This window comes from Conexibacter woesei DSM 14684 (genome assembly GCF_000025265.1).
In the GTDB taxonomy this organism is placed as follows: domain Bacteria; phylum Actinomycetota; class Thermoleophilia; order Solirubrobacterales; family Solirubrobacteraceae; genus Conexibacter; species Conexibacter woesei.
Genome location: NC_013739.1, coordinates 2,377,836 through 2,396,835, shown reverse-complemented (window position 1 = coordinate 2,396,835; position 19,000 = coordinate 2,377,836). Strand labels below are relative to the sequence as shown.

General features: G+C 71.8%; 19 protein-coding genes. 8 read left to right on the top strand and 11 right to left on the bottom strand.

The annotated features are described in order from the left end of the window. The first annotated feature begins 84 nt into the window (after positions 1–84). Positions 85–2,871 (top strand): ATP-binding protein, encoded by a 2,787-nt coding sequence (locus CWOE_RS11345; protein ID WP_012933752.1) that lies wholly within the window; start codon positions 85–87, stop codon positions 2,869–2,871. A gap of 118 nt (positions 2,872–2,989) precedes the next feature. Next, positions 2,990–3,688: an alpha/beta fold hydrolase gene (locus tag CWOE_RS11340; protein ID WP_041730387.1), complete on the top strand. Its 699-nt coding sequence runs from the start codon at positions 2,990–2,992 to the stop codon at positions 3,686–3,688. 21 nt (positions 3,689–3,709) lie between these two features. Here CWOE_RS11340 and CWOE_RS11335 read toward each other — a convergent pair whose 3' ends face one another. Together CWOE_RS11335 and CWOE_RS11330 are read right to left on the bottom strand one after the other, a co-directional pair. Further along, positions 3,710–4,858 carry a carboxylate-amine ligase gene (locus CWOE_RS11335; RefSeq protein ID WP_012933750.1) on the bottom strand — a complete coding sequence of 383 codons (1,149 nt, stop codon included), beginning with the start codon at positions 4,856–4,858 and terminating at the stop codon, positions 3,710–3,712. A gap of 51 nt (positions 4,859–4,909) precedes the next feature. After that, the gene (locus CWOE_RS11330) at positions 4,910–5,584 is read right to left on the bottom strand and encodes a TetR/AcrR family transcriptional regulator C-terminal domain-containing protein (RefSeq protein WP_012933749.1); all 675 of its coding nucleotides are present in this window, start codon (positions 5,582–5,584) and stop codon (positions 4,910–4,912) included. Between the two features lie 99 nt (positions 5,585–5,683). Here CWOE_RS11330 and CWOE_RS11325 point away from each other — a divergent pair, with 99 nt between their 5' ends. Then, positions 5,684–6,403, top strand: coding sequence for an NAD(P)-dependent oxidoreductase (locus CWOE_RS11325; RefSeq protein ID WP_012933748.1), 720 nt, complete (start codon positions 5,684–5,686; stop codon positions 6,401–6,403). On the opposite strand, the gene CWOE_RS11320 is transcribed toward CWOE_RS11325, so the two are convergent. Beyond that, positions 6,383–6,910 (bottom strand): VOC family protein, encoded by a 528-nt coding sequence (locus tag CWOE_RS11320; RefSeq protein ID WP_148260981.1) that lies wholly within the window; start codon positions 6,908–6,910, stop codon positions 6,383–6,385. The two genes, CWOE_RS11325 and CWOE_RS11320, sit on opposite strands and share 21 nt — an antisense overlap. 155 nt (positions 6,911–7,065) lie before the next feature. Here CWOE_RS11320 and CWOE_RS11315 point away from each other — a divergent pair, with 155 nt between their 5' ends. Next, the gene (locus CWOE_RS11315; RefSeq protein WP_012933746.1) at positions 7,066–7,875 is read left to right on the top strand and encodes an IclR family transcriptional regulator; all 810 of its coding nucleotides are present in this window, start codon (positions 7,066–7,068) and stop codon (positions 7,873–7,875) included. On the opposite strand, the gene CWOE_RS11310 is transcribed toward CWOE_RS11315, so the two are convergent. From CWOE_RS11310 to CWOE_RS11285, 6 genes are read right to left on the bottom strand one after another with little or no spacing between them, the layout of a single operon-like run. Continuing rightward, on the bottom strand, positions 7,872–8,291 hold the full coding sequence (locus tag CWOE_RS11310) for a RidA family protein (protein WP_012933745.1): 420 nt from the start codon (positions 8,289–8,291) through the stop codon (positions 7,872–7,874). The genes CWOE_RS11315 and CWOE_RS11310 overlap by 4 nt on opposite strands. A gap of 25 nt (positions 8,292–8,316) precedes the next feature. After that, a complete protein-coding gene (locus tag CWOE_RS11305) occupies positions 8,317–9,612 on the bottom strand; it encodes a flavin monoamine oxidase family protein (protein ID WP_012933744.1) in 1,296 nt (431 codons plus the stop codon). A gap of 14 nt (positions 9,613–9,626) precedes the next feature. Next, complete coding sequence (locus CWOE_RS11300; RefSeq protein ID WP_012933743.1) at positions 9,627–10,682, bottom strand: ABC transporter ATP-binding protein; 1,056 nt, start codon at positions 10,680–10,682, stop codon at positions 9,627–9,629. Next, on the bottom strand, positions 10,679–11,488 hold the full coding sequence (locus CWOE_RS11295; protein WP_160165503.1) for an ABC transporter permease: 810 nt from the start codon (positions 11,486–11,488) through the stop codon (positions 10,679–10,681). The genes CWOE_RS11300 and CWOE_RS11295 overlap by 4 nt, the downstream gene beginning before the upstream one ends. Positions 11,489–11,510: 22 nt before the next feature. Further along, on the bottom strand, positions 11,511–12,389 hold the full coding sequence (locus CWOE_RS11290) for an ABC transporter permease (protein ID WP_012933741.1): 879 nt from the start codon (positions 12,387–12,389) through the stop codon (positions 11,511–11,513). Continuing rightward, a complete protein-coding gene (locus CWOE_RS11285; protein ID WP_012933740.1) occupies positions 12,389–13,477 on the bottom strand; it encodes an extracellular solute-binding protein in 1,089 nt (362 codons plus the stop codon). The genes CWOE_RS11290 and CWOE_RS11285 overlap by 1 nt, the downstream gene beginning before the upstream one ends. 280 nt (positions 13,478–13,757) lie before the next feature. On the opposite strand from CWOE_RS11285, the gene CWOE_RS11280 reads away from it, so the two are divergent. The 4 genes from CWOE_RS11280 to CWOE_RS11265 all read left to right on the top strand — a co-directional run bounded on the left by CWOE_RS11280 (position 13,758) and on the right by CWOE_RS11265 (position 17,150). Continuing rightward, a complete protein-coding gene (locus CWOE_RS11280; protein ID WP_201447204.1) occupies positions 13,758–14,684 on the top strand; it encodes a zinc-binding dehydrogenase in 927 nt (308 codons plus the stop codon). Between the two features lie 88 nt (positions 14,685–14,772). Then, positions 14,773–15,537, top strand: coding sequence for a toll/interleukin-1 receptor domain-containing protein (locus tag CWOE_RS11275; RefSeq protein WP_148260979.1), 765 nt, complete (start codon positions 14,773–14,775; stop codon positions 15,535–15,537). Between the two features lie 19 nt (positions 15,538–15,556). Beyond that, the gene (locus CWOE_RS11270; RefSeq protein ID WP_148260978.1) at positions 15,557–16,258 is read left to right on the top strand and encodes a hypothetical protein; all 702 of its coding nucleotides are present in this window, start codon (positions 15,557–15,559) and stop codon (positions 16,256–16,258) included. A gap of 169 nt (positions 16,259–16,427) precedes the next feature. Next, a complete protein-coding gene (locus CWOE_RS11265; protein ID WP_012933736.1) occupies positions 16,428–17,150 on the top strand; it encodes a ZIP family metal transporter in 723 nt (240 codons plus the stop codon). A gap of 38 nt (positions 17,151–17,188) precedes the next feature. On the opposite strand, the gene CWOE_RS11260 is transcribed toward CWOE_RS11265, so the two are convergent. Then, entirely contained in the window at positions 17,189–17,890 is a 702-nt protein-coding gene (locus CWOE_RS11260; RefSeq protein ID WP_012933735.1) for an NADPH-dependent F420 reductase, read from the bottom strand. Then, complete coding sequence (locus CWOE_RS11255; RefSeq protein ID WP_012933734.1) at positions 17,887–18,963, bottom strand: LLM class flavin-dependent oxidoreductase; 1,077 nt, start codon at positions 18,961–18,963, stop codon at positions 17,887–17,889. The genes CWOE_RS11260 and CWOE_RS11255 overlap by 4 nt, the downstream gene beginning before the upstream one ends. Between the last annotated feature and the right edge of the window lie 37 nt (positions 18,964–19,000).

Here is a 19,000-nt window from a genome sequence, read left to right as displayed (position 1 = left end):
CCTACACACCTCTATTCGGTCAATCTAGGAGACGGTGAGAGCAGGCCTCGCGCCGATCGCCTGCCGCGTGGGAGGATGCCCATCATGTTCGGCCCCGCTCGCGACGAGGCTGCGCCCTTGGTCGGCCGCGTCCAGGAGCAGCGCCTCCTGACCTCGCTCCTCGACGAGGTCGGCGACCGCGGGCAGGTGCTCGTGCTGCGCGGTGAGCCGGGGATCGGCAAGTCCCGGCTGCTGTCCGTCGCCGCGCAGACGGCACGCGACCGCGCGATGACGGTGCTCACGGCGACGGGCGTGCAGTCAGAGGCGCATCTGCCGTTCGCCGGGCTGCACCAGATGTTCCGCCCGGTCCGCAGGCGCGCAGTCGAGCTGCCGGCGATCCAACGGAGCGCGCTCGACGCCGCCTTCGGGCTGACGCACGACGTGGCGCCCGAGCACTACCGGATCGCGATGGCATCGCTCGACCTCGTCTCGGAGGTCGCGGGCGACGCGCCGCTGCTGCTGATCGTCGAGGACGCGCACTGGCTCGATCCCCCGACGGCGGACGTGCTCGCGTTCGTCGCGCGCCGGATCGAGTCCGACCCGGTCCTGCTCCTGGTCGCGGCGCGTGACGGTTACCCCTCGGCGCTCGCCGATGCGGGCCTGCCGGAGCACAGGCTCTCGGGCCTCGACGACGCGACCGCCGCGACGCTGCTGGACGCGGTCGCCCCCGACCTCCCCCGCACGGCTCGCAACCGCGTGCTGCGCGAGGCCGCCGGCAACCCGCTCGCGCTGCTCGAGCTGCCCGCCGTCGCCGGAGAGCCCGACGACGAGCCGTCGGTGGCCGGCGGCCTGCCGCTGACCGAGCGGCTCGAGCGCGCGTTCGCCGCGCGCGTGTCCGACCTGCCCGACACGACCCGCCTCGTGCTGCTGGTGGCCGCGCTCAGCGACAAGGACGCCGTCGGCGAGATCCTGCAGGCCGCCGGCACGCTCGCGGGCGCGTCGCTCGACCTCGACGCCGCCGAGCCCGCCGCCGACGCCGGCATCGCCGACCTCGACCTGCGAACGCTTCGCTTCCGGCACCCCCTCATCCGCTCGGCGGTCGCGCAGAGCGCGAGCCTGGCGGACCGGCGGCGCGTCCATCAGGCGCTGGCGGAGGTGCTGGAGGATCAGGACCGGCGTGTCTGGCACCGCGCGGCGTTGCTCACCGGTGCCCACGAGGACGTCGCGGGCGAGCTCGAAGCAGCCGGTGCGCGGGCGCGGCAGCGGGGCGCGGGCGCCGTCGCGGTCACCGCGATGCGCCGTGCGGCCGAGCTCGGCGAACCCGCGAGCCGCACCCGGCGCCTGCTCGCCGCCGCCGGGCTCGCCGTCGAGCTGGGGCGCCCGGACGTCGTGGCACCGCTGATGCGAGCGGTGCGGCAGCTCGATCTCGGGCAGCTGGACCGCGCGCGAGCCACCTGGGTCGAGGAGACCGCGGTGACGCGCCCGCTCGGCGACGCAGGGCGATTCGCGTCGCTGATCTCCGCCGCGGAGCGCGCCGGCGCGGCCGGCGATCGCGATCTGCAGGTCGACCTCCTCTGGCTGCTCGCCTCACGCGCATGGTGGGTCGATCCCGGCACGGACGCGCGACGGCTGCTGATCGACGCCGCCGCCCGGCTCGGCGACGCGAACGCGGAGGACCCGCGCATCTTCGCGGTCCACGCCTACGCCGATCCGTTGGGCCACGCGGCGGGGGTGCTCGAACGGCTGACGAGCGCGGCACGGGCCGAGCGCCTCGACACCGACGCCGCGCGCTTCTTCGGCCCGGCCGCGCTGGTGGTCGGTGCCTTCGACCTCGGCAACGACTTCCTCGCGGCGGCGATCGACGGGCTGCGCACCGAGGGACGGCTCGGGCACCTGCCGCGCCTGCTCGTCCTCCACGCGAACATGGCCGCACGGCTCTGCGACTGGGACGTCGCGATCCCGGCCGCCGAGGAGGCGCGGCGCCTCGCCGAGGAGCTTGCCGAACCGCAGTGGTCGGCCGCCGCGGACACGGTGATCGCGCTGGTCGCGGCGATGCGCGGCGACGACCAGGAAGCCGACCGGCTGGCGACGGAGGCCGAACTGGTCGCGGAGCCGGTCGGCGCGAACATCACGATGGCGTTCGCGCAGTTCGGCAGGACGCTCGCCGCGCTCGCCGCGGGCCGCCACGCCGACGCGTACGCGTCCGCCGCGCGAGTCTTCGATCCGGCCGACTCGGCCCACCACCCGGTGATCTCCTCCTGGCTGATCGCGGATCTGGCCGACGCCGCGCGGCAGATCGACGAGCAGACCGCCGCGCGGGCGCGCGTCGCGCAGGTCGAGGCGATGGCCGGTGAGCGTCCGGGCACGTGGATCGCGCTGAGCCTCCGGCACGCTCGAGCGCTGGTCGCGGACCCGGCGGAGGCGGGCGAGCGGTTCGAGGAGGCGCTCGCGACCGACCTCGCGCGCTGGCCGTTCCAGCGCGCCCGGATCCAGCTCGCATACGGTCAGTGGCTGCGCCGCGACCGCCGTGTCGCCGAGTCGCGCGCCGTCCTGCGCGCCGCGCGCGACACGTTCGACGGGCTCGGATGCGCGCCGTGGGGCGAGCAGGCGCGGCGCGAGCTGCGCGCGTCGGGCGAACGCAGCCGCCGCCGGCTGCCGGAGGCGCGCGATCAGCTGACCGCGCAGGAGCTGCAGATCGCGCAGCTGGCGGCGCAGGGGCTGTCGAACCGCGAGATCGGCCGGCGGCTGTACCTCTCGCACCGCACGATCAGCACGCATCTGTACCGCGTGTTCCCGAAGCTCGGGATCACCTCGCGCGGTGAGCTGGCGGCCGCGCTGGCACCGGTCGTGGCCGGCGCCGACGCGCCAGGCGGTCAGCGCCGGCGTACGTAACCGGCGGCCGGAACCGCCGTCATCTGACGCACGCGTCCTCGTGACGGCGCGAGCAGAGTCGTGGATGATCGAGGTCGACCTCGTCCGAGGCCGGCCGGCAAACAGAAAGGGGCACCCCATGGCAGACGTGCGGAACGTGGTTCTCGTCCACGGCGGCTTCGTCGACGGCTCCGGCTGGAAGGGCGTCTACGACCTGCTGAAGGCGGACGGCTTCAACGTGAGCGTCGTGCAGAATCAGACGCTCTCGCTCGAGAGCGACGTCGAGACGACACGCAACGTGCTGGACCTCCAGGACGGCCCGACGATCCTCGTCGGCCATTCCTACGGCGGCGTCGTGATCACGGAGGCCGGCGGCCACGAGCGCGTGGCCGGCCTGGTCTACATCGCCGCGTTCGCGCCCGACGCGGGCGAGTCGGTCAACGCGCTGATCGCCGACCCGCCGCCCGGCGCGCCGGTGCCGCCGATCCTGCCGCCCCAGGACGGGTTCCTGTTCCTCGACCGCGAGAAGTTCGCGGAGTCGTTCGCGGCGGACCTCCCGGCCGAGCTGGCGGCGTTCATGGCCGACTCGCAGGTCCCGTGGGGCGTCGAGGCGCTCAACGGCGCCGTCGGCGAGCCGGCCTGGCGCGGCAAGCCGAGCTGGTACCTCGTCGCAACCGAGGACCGGATGATCCCGCCGCCGGCCCAGCGGGTGATGTCCGAGCGGGCGGGCGCGACCGTCGTCGAGGCGTCCGGCAGCCACTCGATCTACGTCTCGCAGCCGCGGACGACCGCCGATCTGATCGCGCAGGCCGCCCGCGAGGCCGATCGCGCGCAGTAGCGGCTTCGCCGAGCGAGCCGATCACGTGGGAGGGGACGTCGTCGCGCCGTTCGGGGCGCCGGCGACCGTCAGCGCCGTCGTCTCGCGCAGCAGCGTCCCCATCCCGCCGATCGCGTGCAGCGACCGCTGCCGGCCGGCGCCGCCGCCGCGCTCGACCAGCCGGTGCAATCCGTCCAGCTCGCCCTCGCAGCCGAGCTCTCGTGCGTCTGGCGCAACCATCTCGACCACGTCGTCGAGCAGCGAGCGAACGGGTCGCAGGCGGCCTTCGGCATCAGGCAGCTGGGCGTCGATGCCGTAACGCGCCGCACGGAAGACGCCCTCGTCGAGCAGCTCGCCAGGCGGGTCGGCCGCCGGGTCGGCGCCCAGCTCGCTGGCGTGGCGGGCGAGGCAGTGGACGAGCGCGACGAGCGCCGCGAGGTCCTCCAGCGAGGTCTGCGTGTCGAGCGCGCGGATCTCGACCGTCCCGAGCCGCGGATGCGGCCGCAGCTTCCACCAGAACCACGTGTAGTCCGGCACGTCGGCGGCGCGCGCGAGCAGCGCGCTCATCGCGCAGAAGTCCTCGAAGTCGCGCATCGCGCGCGGCACGCCGGAGCGCGGCCACCCCCGCGTCGTCACCTCGCGCGCGGACGCCAGCCCGGTGTCGCGGCTGTGCCGGAACGGCGAGTTCGCGCCGAGCGCCTGCAACAGCGGCAGATGCCGCCGCAGCCCGTTGAAGGCGCGGATCGCCGTCTCGGCGTCCGGCATCCCGACGTGCACGTGAAGGCCGTTGACCGGCGTCGCGACGGCATCTCCCAACAGCTCGCGGATGCGCTCATAGCGGACCTTGTCCGTGATCTCCGCGTCGCCCTCCTCGGCCGCGGGATGCGTCCCCGCTCCGAGCAGCCCGACACCGGTCGCGACGACTGCGGCCCGCAGGCCGCCGAGCGTCCCCACCGCCTCGCCGGCGGTGCGGCAGACGTCCGTGATCAGCTCGACCTGACAAGCGTGCAGCTCGCGCTCGACCCTGCCGTCGACCGGCCCCAGCCGATCGATCACCGCGGTGGAGGCGTTGATCTGCTCGCCGGTGACCGGGTCGACGAGGAACAGCTCCTCCTCCACCCCGAGCGAGAAGGGATCGCCCTCGCCGAAGCGGCTCCGTCGTTCCATCTCCTCCGCGGCCTCGCTCGTCATCGCGATCTGACTACCCGCGCGCTGCTGCGCGCAAGCAAAGCAGCCACCGCCCTAGACCTCGTCGGGGTGCAGCGCATCGAGGATCAGGGAGAGGCCGAACTCGAACTCGTCGGCGTAGTCGTAGCCCGGCCGGAGGGCGTGCTCGGCGATCAGCTCCGTGAGGTGCGGGTAGGCGTCGGTCGGCAGGTCGCGCAGGATGTCGTCCGCGATCTCGCCGAGCTCGGCGGGACCGGTGAACGGCAGGCTCAGCTCCTGAAGGACGAACCCGTAGAGATAGCTGTCGATGACCGAGACGGCGTGCGCGGTCATCGCGACGGAGAAGCCTCCCGCCCGCAGGACGCCCAGGACGACGTCGTGGTGGCGCAGGGTCGCCGGGCCGGGCTGGCTGCGGGAGTCCATCAGGCCGATCGCCCAGGGGTGGCGGCGCAGCACCGCGCACGCCGAGACGGCGCGGCCGCGCATCGCCTCCTTCCAGTCCGTCGCCGGCGCCGGAAGGTCGATCTCGCCGAACACGGCGTCGACCATCCCGTCGAGGATCTGCTCCCGGCCGGCGACGTGGTTGTACAGCGACATCGCCTCGACGCCCAGCCGGGCGCCGATCGCCCGCATCGTGACGCCGGCCTCGCCGTTCTCGTCCGCCAGGGCCATCGCGGCGGCGACCACCCGCTCCCGGCTGAGCGGCGCCCGCTTCGGCTTCGCGCGCCTGCCCGTGCCGCGCTCGCGCATCGGCACCTCCTCCCGCTGTCGCTTGACGAACTTATGGCGTAAGTATACCGTCCCTTACAACGTAAGTTCGATTGACAGCGCAAGCGGCAGGAGCGGAGCATGAGCACGGACCAGACGCGGAAGGTCTGCATCGTCGGCGCCTCGGGGAAGCTCGGGCAGTACATGGTTCGGCACGCGCTGGACCGCGGCTACGAGGTCGTCGGCGTCTGCCGCGAGCGCAGCGTCCCGAAGCTCGCCGCGTACGCGGACCGGATCACGATCGTTCCCGGGCCGACGAACGACCGGGAGGTGATCCGCAAGGCGGTCGCCGGATGCGACGGCGTGCTGACGGTGCTCGTTCCCTGGCGCGTGCAGCAGTACTCGTCGGGCACGGCGCAGGCGGTGCTCGACTACGCCGAGCCCGACGCGCGCCTGATCTTCTCGTGCGGCTGGCACATCACCCGCGACGGCAAGGACCAGTACTCCTGGAAGTTCAAGGCGGCGCTCCGGATCGCGACGGTGCTGGCCCGCCTCGTGCGCGCGGCCGAGATCGACGACCAGGTCGAGGCGTGCCGGCGGATCTTCGCCAGCGACCGGCGCTGGACCGTCGTGCGCGGAAGCGACCTCGAGGAGGGCGAGAGCCAGGGCCTGCCTGCGTGGAGCCATCACGTCGGCGACCCGGTCCTCGCGAGCAACCTGACGCGGCGCGTCGACTTCGCGCTGTTCATGGTGGAGGCGCTCACCGACGACACGCTCGTCCACGAGGCGCCCGCGATCGTCGGGTGCCGCTCCCCCAGTGCGCTGACCCACGGCGCTACCTCACGCGCGCGCCTGAACTGATTCCGGCAACGGCCAGATCGCCTCCGGCGTTCGCCGCCGGGCCGGCACCTCGATCAGCTCGAGAATCACGCCGAGCTCCGCGGCCGTGTCGAAGTACAGGAACCCGCCGTCGCCGTCGCGACCGTACCCGCGGCCGCTCTGCATCAGGTCGAACCCCTGCGCCGCCATGCGCGCGATGCCGCCGTCGACATCCTCCTCGAACATTCCGAGGTGGTGCAGGCCCTCTCCGTGGCGGTCGAGCCATTCGGTGTAGATGCTCGGCCCGCTGATCGCCTCGATCAGTTCGATCTGCGGCACCGACGATGACAACGCGACTCGCATCTCGAAGGCGGCGTCCGCCCCGCGATACGTCAGTCGCGGCACGTTGCGCGGCCCATACGTCCAGATCCGCCATGGCCCACCACCGAGCGCACGCTCATAGCGTGCGAGTGCGCGGTCGAGGTCATGGACCACGATCCCTATCTGGTCTGCGCGAAATCCCGCAGGGTTCATCTGCGCTGCCTCCATGCCCACCCGCCGCCACGGAGATCCCGCGGCGGGCCGGCGCGTCGCTGTCGTCCCGACTCCGTGATTCTCATGTTACGGACGATCTGTCCGTTAAGCAATAACCCTCTGGCGCCGACTCACGACGCCGAGTGCCGCGCGCGGATACCATTCGGGCCATGGGGAACTCCGCGACCAGACCGTCAGCGACGCGCAACGGAGCGCGCGCGAGCACGATCAACGTGCTGGCCAAGACCAGCGCCCTGCTCGACGCGCTCGACGACGCGGGGGAGCTGACGCCCGCCGAGATCGCCGATCGCATCGGCGAACCGCGCAGCAGCGTCTATCGCCTGCTGGACAGCCTCGAGAACATCGGCTTCGTCGCGCCAGGCGTGAAGCGCGGCTACATCCAGCTCGGGATCAAGCTGTACCGCCTCGGCAGCAGCGCGGTCCGCCACCGCAACCTGCGCGCGGCGGCACTGCCGCTGATGCTCGACCTGCGCGACCAGACGGGCAGCACGATCTTCCTCACGATCCGCAGCGGCGACGAGGCGCTCTGCATCGAGCGCATCGAGGGCAGCACGATCGTCAACAACGCGCTGCTGCCCGGGACGACCGGGCCGCTCCACATCGGGGCCGGCGGCAAGGCTCTGCTCGCCGCGGAGCCGCCGGCGTTCTGGGACGAGTACGCCGCAAGCGGCCTCGTCGGCTTCACGCAGTACAGCGTCACCACGCGTGACGGGCTCGTCGCGATGCTCGAGCAGGTCAAGCAGACGGGCATCTCGATTAGCGATCAGGACCGGCTGCTCGGCATGGCCGGCGTCGGAGCGCAGATCCATGACCACGACGGGCACGTGTGCGCGGCGATCTCGCTCAGCGGACCGCTCCCGCTCGTGCTCGAGGACCAGCGCGAGCGCAGCTTCGCGCTCATCACGGACGCCGCGGCGCAGGTCTCCGCCGCGCTCGGCTACGAGCAGGCGACGGTCTAGCGCTCGGTTCGCTCCACCCCGACGGCCGCGACGGCCGTCAGCTCGATCAGCATCGCCGGCTCGAGCAGGTCGACGCGCAACGTCGTCGCCGCCGGGAACGGCGGCGCGTAGAACTCCCGGCGCACGGACTTGAAGACCTCGAAGTCCTCGGCGCGCGCCAGATAGACCGTCTGGCTCACGACGCTCGCCAGCGACGCGCCGACCGCCTCCAGGACCGTCGACAGGTTCTGGAACGTCTGCCGCATCTGCCCGGCGGGGTCGCCGACGGCCACGATCGACCCGTCCGCACCGAACGGTCCCTGCCCGGCGGTGAGCACCAGCGGCGCGTTCGTGACGAGCGCCTGGGAGAAGTCGACCGCTGGAGCCCACGGCAGGCAGCGGCGCTCCGCGATCGCGAACGGCTCGGATCTCGTCATGGCAGTCCTCCTCCGGGTCCCGGGGTCATCGCGCGAGGATCGCGCGGCAGTCACGGGCCGCTCGGATCCCCGACTCGATCGCTCCGTCGATGTAGCCGAACCAGCCGCTCGCGATGTCGGCCGTCGCGAACGCGACGCGACCCCACGGCTGCTGGAGCGCGTGCAGGTTGCGCGTGACCTGCTGCGGGCGGTGGCCCGTGTTGCCGCCGCGCGTGTACTCGTCGGCGGCCCAGTCGTGTCCGGAGACGGCGACGACCTCGTCGATCTCCGGGACGTAGCGGCGGATCGTCGCGGCGACCTGCTCCTCGTCGGTCACGTCGAGCGCCGGGTTCGCGTTGATGCCGATGATCAGCTGACCGCCCTCCCACGCCTCGTGGGTCCAGAAGAAGTTCAGCGGCGCGGGCGCGGGGAGCTGGCCGAAGACGCGACCGAGCGAGCCCCGGACCTCGATCCACACCTTGTCCTGATGCGGCTTGCCCCAGCCGACCCGTCCCGCCTCGCGATGCGCGGCCGGCAGCCCGGGACCGAAGTCGATGTGCGGCCAGACGTTCACCGGCGTCGCGATCACGACGGTGCTGGCTCGGAACGCCCTGCCGTCGCGCGTCACCACACGGACTGCGTCGCGGCCTGCGTCGACCGCGCTCACCGGCGCCGAGAGCTGGACGTCGAAGCGGCCGCTCGCGACGATGCCGTCGAGCACCGCGACGGTTCCGCCGACGGGCCGGTAACGGTTCGTGTCATACCAGCGGTCGATGTCCCAATCGCTCAGCGCCATCCAGCGGACGACCTGCAGCAGAGCCGCCTCGTCCAGCGGAGAGCCCGCGATCTCGTACAGCAGCCCGGAGAGCCACTCCTCGTCGGACCCCGTGAGTCTCATCTCGTCGAGCCGGTCCTGCATCGAGCGGGCATCCAGCGCGGCGACGCCAGTGACGCGCAGCGGGTCGTGCGGATGCGGCAGCAGTGCGCCGGCGTCGCCGGCGAACCGCGTGAACAGCTCGCGCACCCTCGCGAACGCCTCCTCGGGCGGATGCCGCTGGACGGGCGCGCCGAACAGCGCGGTGTCGAACCGCCAGTCGTCCTCCGCGATCCCGATCCCGCTGCGGGTCATCTCCGCCCACACGTGCGGCTGGCGCCAGTGCACCCAGCCGCCGCCGAGCTCGACGGTCCGGCTGCCGAACTGGCTGGTCCAGGTGCGCCCGCCGAGCCGATCGCGCGCTTCGAGCAGCGTCGTGCTCAGCCCCGCGTTCGACAGCTCGCGCGCCGCCGTGACGCCGGCGAACCCGCCGCCGACGACGATCGCGTCGCAGCTCGTCTCCTCCATCTCCTGCTCTCCTCTCACGACGCCGACGGCTGCGCGGCGATCACGTGGATGTCGCGCGCGTCGAGCCGCAGCTCCACCTCGCGTCCGGGTGCGACGCCCTCCAGCCCGGCGAGCGGCACCTCGGCCAGCGTCAGCTCGACGCCGGCGGGAGCGAGCAGCCGGGCGCGGATGCGAGTCCGCGAGCCCTGGAAGCTGATCTCCTCGACCGCGGCGCGGGCGCGCAGCTCCCCGTCCTCCGCGGCGTCGCCGTCGCGGTGCAGCGTGACGTGCTCGGGCCGGACGACGGCCTGACCGGTGCGGTCGTGCCCGAGCCGGCCGAAGCCGGCGAGCTGGCCGCGCTCCACCGGGACCAGGTTCGCCTCGCCGAGGAAGTCGGCGACGAACAACGTCGCAGGCCGCATGTAGACGTCTCTCGGCGAGCCGATCTGCTCGATCCGGCCGTCGCGCATCACGGCGACCATGTCCGCCATCGTGAGTGCCTCGACCTGATCGTGCGTCACGGCGACCGCGGTGATCCCGACCCGCTGCTGCAGACGCCGCAGCTCCAGCTGCATCGCGTCGCGCAGCTGCTTGTCGAGCGCGGCGAGCGGCTCGTCGAGCAGCAGCATCCGCGGCTCGAACACGATCGCCCGGGCGAGCGCCACCCGCTGGCGCTGGCCGCCGCTGAGCGTCGCGACCGCACGGTCGGCGTGCTCCTCAAGCCCGACCAGCGCGAGCCCCTCGCGAACGCGCGTGCTGCGGTCCGAGCGCGGGACCTTGCGCATGCGCAACGGGAAGCCGACGTTCTCCGCCACGGTCATGTGCGGGAACAGCGCGTACCCCTGGAAGACGATGCCCAGATCGCGGCGGTGCGGCGGAAGCGCCGTCACGTCGCTGCCGTCGAACGTGACCGTCCCGCTGTCCGGCGTGACGAAGCCGGCGAGCACGTTGAGCGTCGTCGTCTTGCCCGACCCGGACGGGCCGAGCAGCGCGAGGAACTGTCCGGGCTCGACCGCGAGGCTCACGCGGTCCAGCGCCTGGACCGACCCGAGTCGTACGGATCCGTCGGTGATGCGAGCGCGAATGCTCATCGTGACCGCCTTCTGAAGAACACGTGGACCAGCAGGGTGAGCGCCGCGATCGACGCGGCGACGCCGATGACGACCATGCTCGCGGCCGCGATCGTCGGATCAGCGGTCTCGCGCGTGGACGCGAGGATCTGGACGGGCAACGTCCCCGATCCCGGCGGCGAGAGGAAGTACGCGACGATGATCTCGTCGAACGAGTAGGCCAGCGCCATCATCGCCGCGGCGGCGATCGAGACCCGCGCGAGCGGCAGCTCGACGCGCCAAAGCACGACGCGCGCAGGCGCGCCGAGGCTGGCGGCCGCATGCGCGAGCTGCGGGTCTCTGCCCGCCAGGCCCGCGCTGACGATGATGAACACGAGCGGCGCGGCGAGCATCGCCTGCCCGACGATCACCGGCCATACGGACCCGGTCATGTCGAACCGCTGCGACACGTCGTAGAGCCCGAGCGCGTAGGTGATGATCGGCAGCACCATCGGAGCGACGAACAGCGTCTGAAGCAGCCGCCGGCCACGTCTGACGTAGGCGAGCCCGAGCGCCGAGAGCGTTCCCAGCACGGTCGCGATGACGGCGACCGGGACCGCGATGCGGACCGACCGCGCCAGCGCGTCGGTCCAGACGGGGTCGTCGAAGAACGCCTCGAACCAGCGCAGCGAGAAGAGCTGCGGCGGCCAGGTCAGCAGGAAGCTGCCGGTCAGCGAGATCGGGAAGATGATCAGGATCGGGATCAGCAGGAACAGCCCGATCAGGACCGCGCCCGCACTCAGCGGCCAGACGATCGGGCCGAGCGTCTGACGGAGTGCGCTGCGCAAGCTGGACTGAGCATCCATCGCGCTACTCCCGGCCAGGGACCAGGCTGACGAAGCGGTCCACGATCACGTAGATCACCAGGACGAACGCCAGCAGGACCAAGCCCATCGCCGCGGCGCCGGCGAGGTCGAACTCCTGACCGAACTCGCGGTCGATCAGCGTCGAGATCGTCAGCTGGGAGGGGCCGCCGATCATCAGCGGCGTCACGTAGAACGCGAGCGCCAGCATGAACACGAGCGACGCCGAGGCGACGATCGCCGAGCGCAGGTGGGGCAGCACGACGTGCCACAGCACCGCCAGCGGGCGCGCGCCGAGGCTCTGGCTCGCGCGCAGCAGGTCCGGGTCCAGCCGCATGCACGCCGCGAAGACGGGCAGGACGAAGAAGGGCAGCAGCACGTGCAGCATCGCCGGGTACATCGCCCGGGTCGTCTGCAGCAGCTCGAGCGAGCCGTCGGTCAGCCCGAGCTTCTGCAGCAACTGGTCCAGCGCGCCGTTGGGCTGGAACAGCACCACCCACCCGAACGTCCGTACCAGCAGCGAGATCCAGAACGCGCTGAGCAGCACGCCGAGCAGGACGAGCGACAGACGGCGCGGCGCAGCGACGAGCGCGACCGCGTAGACGGTCCCGACCACGACGCACAGGCCGGTGACGACGACCGAGAGCAGCAGCGTCCGCCGGCCGGCGTCGAGAAAGGTCGCGTCGGTCAGCACGTCCGCGAAGCCGCTCACGCCGTGCCCCGCCAGCGCGCGGTCCGCGAGCAGGATCAGCGGCAGCACCAGGAACAGCACGCCGGCCGCCAGCGGCACCAGCAGCAGCAGCCCGGCCCGGATCCCCGTCGGATCGCCTGCGCGGCGCGCCGCGCCGCGCCGTCGCGGTGCCGCGACGCGCCCGGTCGGCGTCATCAGTTCTGCGCCAGCCACTTCTGGTACCGCTCGCTGTACTTGTCGAAGTCCGCGGAGAGACCCTCGTTGTCGATCTCGCATGCGGTGTCGAGGTGCGTGTTGGGCATCTGCTCGCGCGTCTCGTCGTCGAGCAGCTCCAGCGCCTCCGAGTTCATCGGCCCGTACTTGGTCAGGCGCGAGAACTCCGCCTGTGCCTCGGGCTCGGCCATCGCGTTGAGCAGTGCGAACGCCGCGTCAGCGTCGGGCGCGTCCGCCGGAACGGCCGCCGCGGTCCACGTGAAGAATGCGTCGTCCCACGAGAAGCCGACCGAGAGGCCCTGCTCCTCAAGCACCGAGATGCGGCTGTTCGGCACCAGCGCCATCGCGACGCTGCCCTGCGCGAGGTACTGGACCGCTTGGCCGAAGCTGTCATAGACGAGGACGTCGTCGCGGATCGTGTCGAGCTTCGCGAAGGCGCGATCGAGGTCGAGCGGATAGAGCCTGTCGCACGACACGCCGTCGGCGAGCAACGCCGCCTCTGCCATGAAGTACGTGAAGCTCGGGACCGCCCGCTTGCCCGGGAACCTGGCGGCGTCGAAGAAGTCGCCCCAGCTTCTCGGCGCGTCGCCTCTGTCGCTGCGGTATCCGATGCCGGTGCTCGCGTTGTAGCCGGCGGTCGCGTAGTCGCGATACGTCTTCGGGACGAGGTCGACGCGGGTGACGTCCGGCGGAAGCTTCTTCAGCAGGCCTCTGCGCATGAAGCGATCGACGTCCCATCCGTCCATGTCGATCAGGTCCCAGTCGGCCCGTCTGCTCTCACCGAACAGGACCAGCTTGGCCGGGTCGGCGTCAGCCGAGATGGCGCGCACGCCCTCCGCGCGCGAGAAAGGATTCAGGAATGCCTGCTTCCGCGCCGCGCGAGTGGTGCCGCCGTAGTCGGCGAAGACCACCCTGTCCGACTTGACCGTCCCACTGCCGCCGCTCGTGCTGCCGCTGTCGCCGCACGCGACCAGCATCCCGGCGCAGCCGACCAGGGCTGCTCCGACGAGCGAGCGGGAATGCCACGAGCTGCGCCGCTTCGCTGCGGCGCCCATCCAGGAGCGCACCATGCACCCATCTCCTCAGATTCCTCGACCAGACACGCCCGAGCCTATCACCTCACAGACAGACTGTCTATCTGGCGATAAGACAAGGCCGTTGCGGGATCCCTGCCGCGATCACCTAGTGGCCACGCACGACCAGCATTCCCTACATACGGACCATTGGTTCACCACACAAGAACGTAGACCGTGCCCACATCCGCTTGACTTCGAGCTGACTTGAAGTCGTAGCGTGGTGTGAATGACAACGATTGTGGAAGTGACGCGTTTCGGAGGACCCGAGGTTCTCGTGGCTGCCGAGGCCCCGTCGAGAGCGCCGGGAGCCGGCGAGGTCGGGATCGACGTCGAGATCGCGGAGGTGCTGTTTCTCGACACACAGCTGCGCGCGGGCTGGGGCAAGGACTACTTCCCCCTGAAGCCGCCGTTCGTGCCGGGCACCGGGGTCGGCGGCACGGTGGCCGCGGTCGGCGACGGCGTCGCCCCGGAGCTCGCCGGGCGCCGGGTCGTGGCCCGCACCGGCGACGCGGGCGGCTACACGACGCACGCCGTCGTGGCCGCCGAGGAGGCCTTCGTCGTCCCCGACGGCCTGGGCGTCCAGGCGGCGATCGCAGCGCTCCACGACGCGCCGACCGCACTCAGCAGCCTCGACCACGCGGGCATCCGCCGCGGCGAACGCGTGCTCGTGACGGCCGCGGCCGGAGCGCTGGGAATGTGGCTCGTGCCGCTCGCCAAGGCGGCCGGAGCCCACGTCGTCGGCGCCGCACGCGGCGAGGGAAAGCTCGCCGCGGTCCGGCAGCTCGGCGCGGACCTTGCCCTCGACTACTCCCACGACGCGTGGACAGCCGCCGCTCGCGAGGCGACCGGCGGCGCCGGCTTCGACGTCGTCTTCGACGGCGCTGGCGGCGCCAGCGGACGCGCGGCCTTCGACGCCACGGCCCGCAACGGGCGCTTCTTCTCCTACGGCGCCGCGAGCGGCGACTTCGCGCCGATCACCCCGGAGCAGGCCGCCGAGCGCGAGATCGCGGTGACCGGAATCTTCGACAACCCCCTCTCCCCCGAGGACTGGCGGCGCCTTACCCTCCGCGGACTCGACGAACTGGCAGCAGGCCGGGTCACGCCGATCATCGGACAGACGCACCCGCTCGAACGCGCCGCTGACGCGCACGCCGCGATCGAGGCGCGCAGCGTGATCGGCAAGACGCTCCTCACCGCCTGACGCTCAGCCGTCGGCGGAGCGTCGCCGACACCGATCCCGCGCGACGCAAGTGCCGCGGCACCGACCTATGTTCTGGTAAGACGCAGGCGTGCCAAGAGTCTTCATCAGTCACAGCGATCAAGCCGCCGCCAACATGCTCGAACGGACCTTTCGGTCGTGCTTCCCGTCGGAGGTCGAGGTCTTCAACACGAGCCGCGCTGCGAGCGGGCTCGCCGCGGGCGACAGCATCGACGCGACGATCCTGGACAACGTACGCGATGCCGCTGCGGTCGTCTGGCTCGCAACGCCTGCCGCGGTGAGACGGTCCTTTTGGATGGCCTGGGAGCTGGGAGTTGCGACCGCCTTCGGGCGTTTCGTGATCCCCGTTCGGTGTCTGGGCCTCTCCACGACGAGCCTCCCGTTGCTGCAGGGAGGCCGATACGCGCCCGACATCGGTGAGAGAGACGGGATGCAGACGCTCCTGACGACGCTTCGGACGAAGCTGGACCTCCAGGAGAACCGGATCGCCGAGACGCTCACGACGGTCTTCGACCGGGCCTCGGAACCGAATCCGCTCTGGGGCACCCTCGACGAGGGCTCGCTCCAGGTCCGCATGCTCGGGCATCGCCTGCTCGTCGAGAACCGCTCCGGATCAGACCTCACGATCATCGATGCCACCACCGCCGATTCGACTGGGCGCGATGGCGCCCTCGACGCCGTGTGGCGGCCGCTGCGACAGCTCGCCGCACGCGAACGCCGGATCATCGACGCTCCGCCCACGTGGGACGGAAGTGCCCCACCCGAGATCCGTGTGAAGTGGGAGGTCTCTGACGGAGGCCGCTTCTGGAGCCAAATCCCTGTCTTGAGCGAGTAGACCGACGATGGGGCATCGTGTGCTCGCGGACTTCTCGTGTGAGGCCGCCGCGGTCCGAGGCGCCAGTCCGCCGCTCGTGCAGAAGATCCAGACGCTGCTGGCAAGGAACGGCTGGGAGACCGCCAAGGGGTCTCAAGCAAGGGACATCTTCCACAGAATGGCCGATCAGCTTCCCGAAGACGATCTGCCGAGCTTCGTACGCAACACGAGAATCCAGATGCTGCGCAAGTCGCCGCATTCCGAGCTCACGATCGGGTACTTCGAAGACTCCGGCGTCGGCCGGATCCGCGTGCGCATCCGGGCTGAGAACAATGCCGTCATCGCCGAGCTCGGCAAGGGAACCGCGACCCAGCTGCTGCACCTGCGGCAACTCAGACTGGACGACCTCCTGCTGTTCGAGGCTCGGAGCGAGCATTCGCTGCTCGAGGGTGGCGAGGTGGAGCAGGAGCCATACCGCTTCTGGTCCCGCGACAATCTCGGCGTCGCCGTCCCGCTCGTGTTCTCGGCGATCGTGCTCGCCGCGGCGACGATCGTGGCGTGGCGCGCCTATTCGACCGGCAACGAGCTCAACGTTCTCGGCGACCCGATCTGGGCATGGTACGGCCGGCTGTTCGCGCCGCTCCTGATGGCGATCGTCACGACGACGAGCGTTGTCGTCCGTGATGCGCGGCGGGCTCCGGAGCGGGCCACCGCAGAGTGGGATCTCGCCAGCAGCGAGTGAGCGACACGGGAGATCACCCTGCCCGTGTGAGGCACGCTCACCCGTGCAGCGACGATGTTCATCGCTGCCCCGTCTGCTGGCGGGCATGGGCCGGATGCAAGCGAGGAGACAACGCGATGGGTGATCTGCGACGTCAGGTGTTGCCGATGCCGGACCGCAAGCCGAACGTGTGACCGCGGCAGTCGGATGGGGAGCGCTCGCGGCATCGTCGCTCGTCGTCGGCGCGCTGCTCGGAATGCTCAGGGCGTGGCCCGACAGGCTCGTCGGACTGGTGCTCGCGTTCGGAGCCGGCGCGCTGATCAGCGCCGTCAGCTTCGACCTCGCCGAGGAAGGCGCGCGCATCGGCGATCCCGGCTTCGTCGGGCTCGGCCTCGCCGTCGGCGCGGTCACGTACTTCGTGCTCGACCGCGTCGTCGGACGGCGCGGCCGGCGCGGCAGCACCGGCCAGACGCCGGACGAGGACGCCGGCCCAGCTCTCGCGCTCGGCGCGTTCCTCGACGGCATCCCCGAGCAGGCGGTGCTCGGGATCGGCATCGCCGCAGGTGACGGCGTCAGCGTCGGGCTGCTCGTCGCGATCTTCGTCTCCAACCTCCCGGAGGCGATCGGCTCCTCCACCGAGATGCGCGCCGCCGGCACGCGACCGGCGACGATCCGCCGCCTGTGGCTCGCCGTCGCCGCGATCTGCGCCGCCGCGACCGTCGCCGGCTACGCGATCGCCGACAACGTCTCCGGGAACCTCAACGCCGCGATCGACGGCTTCGCCGCGGGCGCGCTGCTGGTCATGCTGATCGACTCGATGATCCCCGAGGCCGTCCGCAAGGGCGGCGACACCTCCGGCCTCGTCACCGTCCTCGGATTCGCCGTCGCTGCCGCCCTGTCAGCCGTCTCCTGACGCGCGGGAGGCTCGCTCGATCGAGCGCACGGCGGCCCTCAGCCGCCGGCGCGCGCGGCGGCGACGGCGACGCCGCGGGCGGTGCCGGGGAAGCCCTCGAGCAGCGCGCGCACCGTGCCGGCGCCGGCGTTCGCGCCGAACAGCGCGCTGCCGGGCTCGAGCCGGACGCCGTCGGCGAGCGCGCCCGCGACGACGGGATCGAAGCCGAGCGCGTCGACCAGCGCGCCGACGGCCGCGACGGCGCCCGCGTCGTCGCCGGCGACCGCGATCGCCTTGCGGCCGGGGGCGCCGGCCGGTCGCGCCTCCGCCTCGAGGTCGTGGTAGCCCATGTGGTTGAACGCCTTGACGACGCGCGAGCGCGGCAGGAACGCCTGGACGGTCTCGCTCGACGACGTGCGCGGATCGGTGAGGTCGTCGCGGTCGCCGTCGACCTCCCGCCAGTAGTTCATCGCGTCGATCACGAGCTTTCCTTCCAGCGCGTGCGCCGGAACCGAGCGGTGCTTGCCGAGCGGGAGCGCGAGGATCGCGACGTCGGCCTGGGCGGCCGCCTCGGCAGCGGTCGTCGCCGTCGCGCCCGGGGCGAGCACGTCGACGATCAGCGCGATCCGGGCCGGATCGCCCGAACCGGCGATCAGCACGCGGTAGCCGGCCGCGACCGCGAGGCGCGCGAGCACCGTGCCGACCTTGCCGGCGCCGAGGACGCCGATCGTCTCGGGTCGCTCGTGGAGCGGATCGCTCATGCGTCCCCCGTGCTGTGCGCCGTGCCCGCCGCGGCCGCGGTCGGCTCGTCGAGCAGCTCGCGCACCAGCGGGATCACTCTGCTGCCGTACAGCTCGACCGCGCGCATGCGCGCGCCGACCGGCTGCGAGCCGACGGTGTAGATCAGGTCGAAGCGGCCGACGCCGAGCGCCGTGACCGCGTTGGCGATCTTGCGCGCGACCGTCTCCGGTGAGCCGACGTAGAGCGAGCCGTTCGCGACCTCCGCGTCGAACTCCTCGCGGCGCAGCGGCGGCCAGCCGCGCAGCGCGCCGATGCGGTCCCGCTGGACCTTGTAGCGCGGATAGAAGACCTCGACCGCCTCCTCGTCGCTGTCCGCGACGAAGCCGGGCGAGTGCATCCCGACCGGATGCGCGGTCGTGCCGAACTGCTCCGCCGCACGGCGGTAGAGGTCGACGTAGGGGGCGAACCGCTCCGGGCTGCCGCCGATGATCGCGAGCATCAAGGGCAGGTCGTAGTGCGCGGCGCGGACGACCGACTGCGGAGAGCCGCCGACGCCGACCCAGGTCGGCAGCCGCCCGGACTCGGTCTTGGGGAAGACGTCCGCGTTCTCCAGCGGGGCGCGCTTGCTGCCACTCCAGGTGACGGGCTGCTCGTCGAGCAGCTTGACGAAGAGGTCGATCTTCTCCTCGAACAGGGCGTCGTAGTCGGCGAGGTCGTACCCGAACAGCGGGAACGACTCGGTGAACGAGCCGCGCCCGAGGATCACCTCGGCGCGCCCTTCGGAGAGCGCGTCGACCGTCGCGAAGCGCTGGAAGACGCGAACCGGGTCGTCGGAGCTCAGCACGGTCACGCCCGAGCCGAGACGGATGCGCGAGGTGCGCGCGGCGATCGCGGCGAGCACGGTCTCCGGTGTCGAGATCGCGTACTCGGGCCGGTGGTGCTCGCCGAGGGCGATCGCGTCGACGCCGAGCTCGTCGGCGAGCACCGCTTCGTCGACGACCTGCCGGATCGCGGCGGCGTGGGTCACGAGTGCCCCGGCGTCGTCTTCGGGGACGTCGCCGAAGCTGTCGAGGCCGAACAAGAGGTCGGTCATGGGCTGCTCCAAGGTCTCAAGAGTGATTGACATGTCT